Annotated in this window: 7 protein-coding genes and 1 pseudogene; 6 read left to right on the top strand and 2 right to left on the bottom strand. The window is 64.1% G+C overall.

Translation table 11 applies throughout. The features are described 5' to 3' along the window. The coding region (locus WBA11_RS08105; protein WP_424520193.1) for a DUF2400 family protein at positions 1-326 on the bottom strand (326 nt) is incomplete at its 3' end. A gap of 32 nt (positions 327-358) precedes the next feature. Continuing rightward, positions 359-793 (bottom strand): DUF4342 domain-containing protein, encoded by a 435-nt coding sequence (locus WBA11_RS08100; protein WP_424520192.1) that lies wholly within the window; start codon positions 791-793, stop codon positions 359-361. Positions 794-1,153: 360 nt separating this feature from the next. Between WBA11_RS08100 and WBA11_RS08095 the strand changes: the two genes are divergently transcribed. The 6 genes and pseudogenes from WBA11_RS08095 to WBA11_RS08070 all read left to right on the top strand — a co-directional run. Further along, positions 1,154-1,615, top strand: a complete 462-nt coding sequence (locus WBA11_RS08095; protein WP_424520191.1) for a hypothetical protein — start codon at positions 1,154-1,156, stop codon at positions 1,613-1,615. Between the two features lie 93 nt (positions 1,616-1,708). Continuing rightward, on the top strand, positions 1,709-3,250 hold the full coding sequence (locus WBA11_RS08090) for an HTTM domain-containing protein (RefSeq protein ID WP_424520190.1): 1,542 nt from the start codon (positions 1,709-1,711) through the stop codon (positions 3,248-3,250). Between the two features lie 191 nt (positions 3,251-3,441). Next, positions 3,442-3,792, top strand: coding sequence for a hypothetical protein (locus tag WBA11_RS08085; RefSeq protein WP_424520189.1), 351 nt, complete (start codon positions 3,442-3,444; stop codon positions 3,790-3,792). A gap of 86 nt (positions 3,793-3,878) precedes the next feature. Continuing rightward, positions 3,879-5,237: a type II secretion system F family protein gene (locus WBA11_RS08080; RefSeq protein WP_424520188.1), complete on the top strand. Its 1,359-nt coding sequence runs from the start codon at positions 3,879-3,881 to the stop codon at positions 5,235-5,237. Positions 5,238-5,316: 79 nt separating this feature from the next. Continuing rightward, positions 5,317-7,176 carry a GspE/PulE family protein gene (locus WBA11_RS08075; protein ID WP_424520187.1) on the top strand — a complete coding sequence of 620 codons (1,860 nt, stop codon included), beginning with the start codon at positions 5,317-5,319 and terminating at the stop codon, positions 7,174-7,176. A 243-nt stretch (positions 7,177-7,419) separates the two neighbouring features. Then, positions 7,420-8,441 (top strand): annotated as a pseudogene (locus WBA11_RS08070) (hypothetical protein); the annotation flags it as partial.

Raw genomic sequence — 8,441 nt, 5'->3', positions numbered from 1 at the left:
GCCCGCACGGACCGCGGGAGCGCCACCGCGTCGGCCGACGAGAATGTCCGATGCTTAAAGCCCTCGAGGGCGCACGACCCGAGCGTGAAGGAGCGGACGAACTGCGCGGGTCGGCCGTCCATCCGCTCGACCAGGTCGGCCAGCTTCGACAAGATGACCGAGCGGCGTCCCCAGGCGAGGATCGCGGCATAGAGTCCGATCACCTCTTGGTCTGCGGGGTCGTCGAACGCGTGGACGACCGAGACCGGGTCGTCCTCGATGAACGCGGTCCGTTCGTACCGCTCGACGAGCGGGTCTAGCAAGGCGCCGGTCTCCTCCGTCGTCATGGAGCCGGCGCCCGGTTCGTCCTCGAGGTCGATTACTCGCCCGACGGCTTGCCGACCGTCTTGCCCTGGTCGCCGGCCTCGTCGGTGGCGACGGGGTCCGCAGCATTGGCGACGGCGTCCGTAGCGGTGTCCGTGTCGCGCTCGACCACGAGCGTGACGTCATTCACGAGAGCGGCGAGAGCGCCGACGGCTGCGAGCACGGGCGTCGCGAGCAGGGCCGCGGCTCCAGCCCCGACGCCGACGGTGAGCGGAATCTCGAACATCGTCTTCCCGTCCTTCTGAATCGTGACGCGCTTGACGTTCGCGTCTTCGACCAGCTCGCGGATCTTATCGACGACCTGGTTGGACGCCACCTTTAGCTCGGTGAACGCTTCTCCGGCACGGTCCTTTGCGGCATCGGCGAGACGCTGGGCTTCAGACTGAAGAGTGGAGCTGTTGGGGTCGGGTGTGGGCTGAGAGTCGGACATGAGAGAGGGGAGAGTGGGGCGTGCCCACGGCTGAACGCCCTCGAGAGTTCCATTCCGGCCTCGAGGCCGGGCGAATCCTACCCGTCGGTTTCGTTTCGGAACCCACTCCGATTCGTGGCCCCCGACCGCGGCAACGCCCTCGAGGGCGCTTCAGGGGCTGATGGTGGGCGCAGATGGCACGTTTCGGTGACCGACGAGAGGGACTGGACGGGGTGGCACGGTCCCGGGGGCGGGTTCGGCACGGCTCTCGCATCTGGAGCACCGAACACGGACGGCACCCTGCCGCTCCCTTGACCGCCCCGCCAAGGGGGCATTTCCACCCCGGGGCATTTTCGCCCTCCCCCTACCTACCCTCCTACCATGGGACAGCAACAACTCCTCCTCCTCGTTCTGGGCATCGTCATCGTCGGCTTGGCCGTCGTCGTCGGTATCCAGGCATTCTCCGAGAACCAGCAGAAGGCCAACCTCGACGCGATGGTCAACGACGGCGTCCGCATCGCCTCCGACCTCCAGGCCTGGAGCCTCAAGCCGCAGGCCTTCGGTGGACCTGGTGACGGCGAGAGCATCGCTACCGCAACGTTCGCCGACCTCGGCTACGCCACTGGCACCGTTACGGGTTGCACTGGCTACGGTAACCTGAACGGTTGCTACGCCCTTGCCCTTGGCACCATCACGGGCACCGGTCTGGGTTCGAACACGAACAACCAGGTGACGGTCGCAGTCACGGGTCCGACGCCTAGCGACATCACGACGACGACCAGCAGCACGGCTGGCGGCGGCGGTGACGCTGGCGATGCCGGAGACGCCGGAGACGCCGGCTGATCCAGCCCGCGCTACCACACAGGAGCCCTCCCAGAGCATCGCTCGGGGGGGGCTCTTGCCGTTTAGCCCTCTCTCGACCCGGACTCCATGTCAATGATGACCACCCGCAGCAGTGGCACCAAGTGGTCAGACCTGATCACAGACGTGTGGGGAGTTGATCCTCGCGCACTCTCGGCCTTCCGTATGGGGCTGGGCACTCTGCTTCTCGCTGACCTTGCTGGTCGGAGTCGTCATTTTGTCGCTCATTACACTGACGGGGGAGCACTCCCGCGAGTCGCCCTCGACGAGTTGTTGGGCGGGGTTCAGCCGTCGCTTCATGCTCTCAGTGGTCACCCAGCATGGCAGGCCACGTTGTTCGTTGCGGCGGCTGTGGCGGCAATCGCCCTCCTCATCGGGTACCGGACGCGAGGCGCTACCGTGGTGTCGGCCGCGATGCTGTTCTCGCTCCACCATGCGAACCCGTTCGTCCTCACTGCTGGCGACCGACTCCTGCTGCTCTTGCTGTTCTGGGGCTGCCTTCTGCCCCTTGGCAGCACAGCCTCACTCGACGCCCGGCGGAACAGGGTTCTAGTCCCGAGGGGCCACGTGTTCAACGTTGCAACGGCAGGCGTGCTAATCCAACTCTACGCTGTCTACCTCGTCTCCGTCTTCCATAAGACGGGACCCACGTGGCGGTCGGACTTCACCGCTCTCTATTACGCGCTCAACCTCGAGGTCTACACCACGCCTTTTGGAGAATGGGTGGGGAGTGCGCCGTTCGTTCTGCTTCAGGCAGGGACGCTAGCGACTCTCGTCCTCGAGGCGTTCGGGCCACTGCTAGCTCTGTCGCCATTTCGTCCCGGCGCCTCAAGGACGGTGGCCGCGCTGACGTTCATCGGGTTCCACGGGGGGCTGATTGCGACGATGGATCTGGGTCTCTTCCCGTACGTCTGCATCGTCGGTTGGTTGGTTGTTCTTCCCACAGCGTTCTGGGGCTGGTTCGGTGTTCAGTTCGGGCGTTGGCTGGCGCTGAGTGGACAGAGTGACGGGCAACGGATTTCTCTCTCGTCACTAGGCGCGTTGTCACCCGTCCGATCGGCCTTCGCAACTGTTTTGATCCTGTTCTCTGCAGTGGTGGGGTGGCAGGAAGTGGATCCACGCGGGTCTGATCTGGTGCTTGGTCCAACGCAGCCGATCCTCGCCCGAGTCGCCTACCAGATGGGAGTCTATCAGAACTGGACCATGTTCTCTCCGAACCCGTCCCGCGCCGACGTCTGGTACGAGGTGACGGCGACGACAACGGGAGGTCGGCGGGGGAGAGTTGTCGGTGTCGGACCTCGTGACTCTTCGGGAGCTGGATACGAGACAGTCCACTGGCGGAAGTTGCTCATGAAGCACTACGCGTCGGACCGGTTCGCACCGCATCGGGAACACTACGCAGCGTTTGTGTGGGCGGATTGGAACCGCCAGCACCCGGACGACCCTCTCCGCGCCCTCGAGGTCATCCTCGTGAGGGAGCCTACTCCTGCGTGGGGAGAGGTGACTGACACGACGCGCACCGTCTTGGTCCGCTACGACGGGGAGTCCGTCCTCGAGGACGGCCACGGCTTGACGTCCAGCGCGTCTGCGAGGACGGTACTCGACTTTGCGCCTTGACGGTCTCGATGGATTCGAAGCGCTTGGATAGAGATTTGCACGGCGGTTCCTGCACCGTCATAGTTCTAGCTACTGCACACTAGAGGCCTCTGCTCGGTTCTACTTGTACCCACAACTGCACGATCTAACCCATGGGTCAGCAACAACTTCTTCTTCTCGTTGTCGGCGTCATCCTCGTTGGGGTCGCGGTCATGGCTGCGTTCCCCGCCCTCGACCGGAGCTTCCGGCAGGACGAGGCGGATGGCCTCATCGACCGCTCGCTCGCCATCGCCGGCTACGCCGTCCAGTGGAAGATCACGTCGGACCCGTATGCCGGCGGCAACATGTCCTACGAGCGACTGGCTGATCGAGGCTTGCGAACGCTCGGCCTCGACACCACGACGGTCCGAGGGCGGTTCGCCATCACCGAGGCGACGCCCTCGAGGCTGGTCGTGACTGGCGTCAGCGAGCGTTTCCCCGGAATCGGCGTCCGGGCCTACATCACGGACTACGACGTCGACTCGAGCATCGTCGACTTCGACGGCGGCATCACGCTCGACTAAGCCCGCCCTCGAGGTCGACGCTCGCCCTCGAGGACGTTAAGTCGACACTATACCCGGCGATACCTCAGTCCCCCCGCTTCCTCCCGATGGCAGAGTTCCGTTTTAATGGCGTCGCCGCCGGCGGCCAGTCCGTCCAGGGCACGGTCTACGCGCCCAATAAGAAGACGGCCGAGAAGAAGGTCGCCTCGCTATCGGAGAAGCACGCGTTTACCCTGCGCGACCTCGAGGAGCGGATGCTCTTCCGCTACAAGGTCAAGAACAAGTCCGGTGAGCTCGTCAAGGGCGAGCAGAAGGCGTACGCCGAGGACGAGATCACGAAGGCGCTCGAGCGGATGGGCCTCGAGGTCGTCTCCGTCAAGAAGTCGCTGCTCAACATTCAGCGGAAGCCGCCGACGGGGGATGTCATCATGTTTGTCCGCCTCGCGGCCAACTTGCTGATGGAGAAGATGGCCTTCACGGAGGTCATGAACCTGCTGATGTCCGACATCTCCTCGAAGTCGCTGAAGCAAGTCCTGCGCGACATCTCGTCCGACTTGAAGGGCGGGACGGAGGCCAAGCAGGCCTTCATGAAGCACCAGGACCGCCTCGGCAAGTTCACGGCCTACATGCTGGGCGTGGCCAGCCAGTCCGGCAACATGGCCGAGATCTACGAGGCCACCGCTCGCTTCCTCGAGCGGCGCGACGAGTTCAAAAAGAGCGTTCGCAGCTCTCTCATCATGCCGTCGATCACCATCTTTGCCACGATCGGCGTGTTCATCTGGTACGTCTGGTACATCGTGCCCGAGACGGCCGGCCTGTTCGCGTCGTTCGAAGGCATCGAACTCCCGCCCTTGACCACGTTCTCGCTCGCCATGAGCGCGTTCCTGGACAAGTACATGGGCGTCATGGGCGTCATCTTCCTCATCCTCGTGATCGCCTTCGTCGCCTGGGCCAGGACGCCCAAGGGCCAGTTCGTCATCGACAAGAACGTGATCCGGATTCCGGTCATCGGGCAGCTCTTGCACAAGCTCAACATCGAGGTCTTCTGCCGCGTGTTCGCCATCCTCTACAGCGGGTCGGGCGAGAACCTCGAGGTCATCAAGGTGGCGGCCGAAGCGTCGGGCAACCGCTACATGGAGCACCAGGTCAAGACCATCACGATCCCAGCGATGATGACGCGTGGCGCGGGGTTGGTGGAGTCTCTCGAAGCCTCGGGCGTGTTTACCCAGATGACGCTCTCCCGGTTCAAGACCGGCGCCGAGACCGGTGCCGTCCGCAAGAGCGCCCAGCAGATGGCGGACTACTACGAACGCGAGACGACGCTCAAGCTCAAGACGGCCGTCGAGACCATCCAGACGTTCGTCGGGCTCTTCATCGGCGTCATGGTCGCCTTCCTCACGGTCCTGTCTGCCGAGACCGCCCTGATCCGTCCGTCCTCGAGTGAGATGATGGGCACGGGCGCGTAGTCCGCCGCTCCAGATCCTTCCGCACCTGCCTCTTATGTCCTCGCTCACCGCTCCGAACTCTCGAACGCAGACGGCCGTCGTGCCGTCCCGTTCGGGGGCCGTCGAGTCGTCGGCGTCCGATGTCCCGGCAGTCATCGCACTCCCGAACGTCCAGGACCGCGTCGTGCAAGCCCTCCACCGACGAGGCTTGGTGACGCCGGAGCAGATCGCGGAGGCGGAGGCCGAGAGAAAGCGCGGCACCAGCAGGGACCCCTTGTGGCGCGCGCTCATCAGCGTCGGGGTCGACCGCGACACGGTCTTCGAACAGGCCGCCGCGACCTACGCCTTTCGTCTGGCGCCGGTCAAGGATCGCGAGCCGGAGTCCGAGTTCGCAAAGACCGTTATCGAGTCCTTCGACGACGGATTGGGAGACCGTCTCATCGAGCTGAAAGCGATCCCGTACGCCTACGCGCAGGACCAGCCGTCGGGCATCCTGAAGCTGGTCTTCATCACCGAAGACCCCATGCGGCCCGAGCTGCAAAAGGTGATCAACGGCCTCGAGATCGAGCGTTTCGAGCTCTGCTACGCGCCGGGCTCCGTCGTCGACGCCGTCATCCAGGACGCGTTTCCCCGCAAGAACGAGTACCTCGAGCGGCTCTCCAACGACACCGGCCCGGACGTCGACTTTGGCGTCTCGTTCGAGACCGGCGAGAAGACGCTCGTCGACGAGGACCAACTCGAGGCCGAGATCTCTCAGTCGGCCCTCCTCAACCTGACGGAGGCCATCCTGATCGAGGGCGTTCGGCTGGGGGCTTCGGACATCCACATCTGGCCGAACGCCAAGCGTCAGACGGAGGTCCACTTTCGCGTCGATGGGCGCCTAGCCCACTGGCACACGGAGGAGAGGGGGCACCCGGAGGCGCTGCTCGCCGTCTTCAAGGACACCGCCCTCAACGTGGACCGCTTCGAGAGGGACATGGCCCAGGACGGCTTCATCCAGCGCGTCGTCGACGGCACTCTCATCCGGTACCGCGTCTCGATCCTGCCGATCGCGAACGCGAACCCCGAGGTTCGGGCGGAGAGCATCGTCATCCGAATCCTGGACGACCGCAAGGTCATCACCGACCTCGGCAAGCTCGGACTCCTCGAGGGCGCGCTCGCCCAGTTTGGAAAGGCGATCCGTCAGCCGCACGGCATGGTCATCCTGACCGGCCCGACTGGGTCTGGAAAGTCCACGACGTTGGTGGCGGCGCTGTCAAACGTGGTCACGCCGGAGGTGAACGTTCTCACGGTCGAGGACCCGGTCGAGTACATCATCCCGGGAGTCCGGCAGATCAAGCTTTCCCACAAGCTGTCCCTCGAGCAGGCGCTCCGATCCATCCTCCGGCACGACCCCGACGTCGTCATGGTGGGTGAGATGCGCGACAAACCCACGGCCGAGCTCGCGATCAAGCTGGCCAACACGGGCCACCTCACGTTCTCGACGCTTCACACGAACGACGCGCCGAGTGCGGTCTCGCGACTGTACAAGATGGGCCTCGAGCCCTTCCTGATCGCGTACGCCATCAATTTGGTCGTCGCCCAGCGATTGATTCGAACGCTTTGTGATGACTGCAAGCGCCCATACACGGATCGTGACCCGATTTTGATGTCGGAGTTGGGGTTCTCAGACGAGGAAATCGAATCAGCTCCGATGTTCGAAGCCGCTCACGGTACGTCCTGTCCCAACTGCAAGGGGAAGGGGTACAAAGGACGTCGAGCTTGCGCTGAGGCTCTCTACTTTACGCCCGCTATTCAAGCTGCGATTGTTGGGGCTGGTGGCGAGATCAACGAGAACGAAATCCGTACGATCGCAGAGGGAGAGGGGATGCTGACACTGCAGGCTTCCGCTCGGGTCTTGGTGCTACGCGGAGAGGTGTCCATCGACGAAATGCTTCGCGTGACGGCAGGAGAGCACTAAGGGGCCACCCAGTCGGTTCGATAACGAAACAGTAGCGGGAGAAGGTTCTACCCACGGGATGGGTCGAATCGAACCGTGAAGCCTTGAGCGCTTAGAGGCCGGCCTTGAGCACGTTCTCAGGTATTGGTGTCTTAGATGGAGGCTACCTGTTCCATTCAGGCGAACGGTAGGGGCATGAGCGATAGGAGGCTTGAAGGGCCTGATTCCTGCACGTAGGGGCTGTACTAAGATCCCGCTCCTCGCATGCCTCAGACCCTCCTCGCCTTGATGGCCATCTTCACGGCCGGACTCTTTACGATGTCCCAGGTCGAGACGCAGCATAGCACGGTTGAGTCCATCGTGCGGGACCAGTTTGAACTGGCCGTGGCGGGGACGTTGCTCCACACGATGGAGTTCGTCGACTCCAGGGCCTTCGACGCCGCGACGACGCCGGCCCGCCTTCGAGCCCGATACGGCCTGGGCTCTGTGCTAACGGTAGCCGAGCGCGACACGATCTCGTTCGACGATCTGATCGACATCCACTCCGCTGAGTTCTCGCCGATCGCGGCTTTCGGAGGGGCCTGCGACATCCTGAACCCCACGCCCTCCGCATCGACTCCGGCGTGTGACGACATCGACGACGTGCACAGCGACGACTGGCAGTCGGTTGACCTCACGACCACGGACGGGCACTCTCTCCCCGTCGAGGTCCGCGTCAACGTCTCGTACGTCGAGGCCGCCGACGGGGCAGGCATCGACACACCTGTCAACTTTCAGACGAACCACAAGCGCGTCGAGATTTTCGCGAGGACAAATGCGCTCCGAGGGAGGAGCGGCGGGGTCAAGCCCATCGAGGTCAGCCTTCGCCGGGTCATCAGCTTCGATACCAAGGTGGCCGCAGCGTACCTGCGCCGGTCGATCGAGCCCGGCGAGGCCGGGGACGTGACGTGTGCCGGTGACGTCGGAGCCTGGAACGCTCGGATGGCCGAGCTCCGCCAGCTACGAGACGAGGCGGCAGACGTGTACAGCGACGCGGCCGGCGACCTCAGCTCTGCCCAGCAAGCACACTCCGATCTACTTGGGTCGTTCGAGGACGCTCAGGCGTTGCTCGAGAACGCCCAGAGCGCGGCGGCCTCGGCCCAGTCCGCCCTCGATGCGGCCACACAGGCGGTGACTGAGGCCCAAGGTACCCTCGAGGGCGCGGTCTCGAACCGCGACAACGCGAACCAAGCCGTCACGGACGCTCAGTCCGGGCTCGACGCCGCGCTGGCGACTCTGCAGAACGC

Origin of the sequence: Rubrivirga sp. (assembly GCF_049648075.1) — a bacterium.
Taxonomy (GTDB): Bacteria; Bacteroidota; Rhodothermia; order Rhodothermales; family Rubricoccaceae; genus Rubrivirga.
Note: the sequence above shows the minus strand (reverse complement) of the source record. Positions and strands in the feature narration are given on the sequence as shown.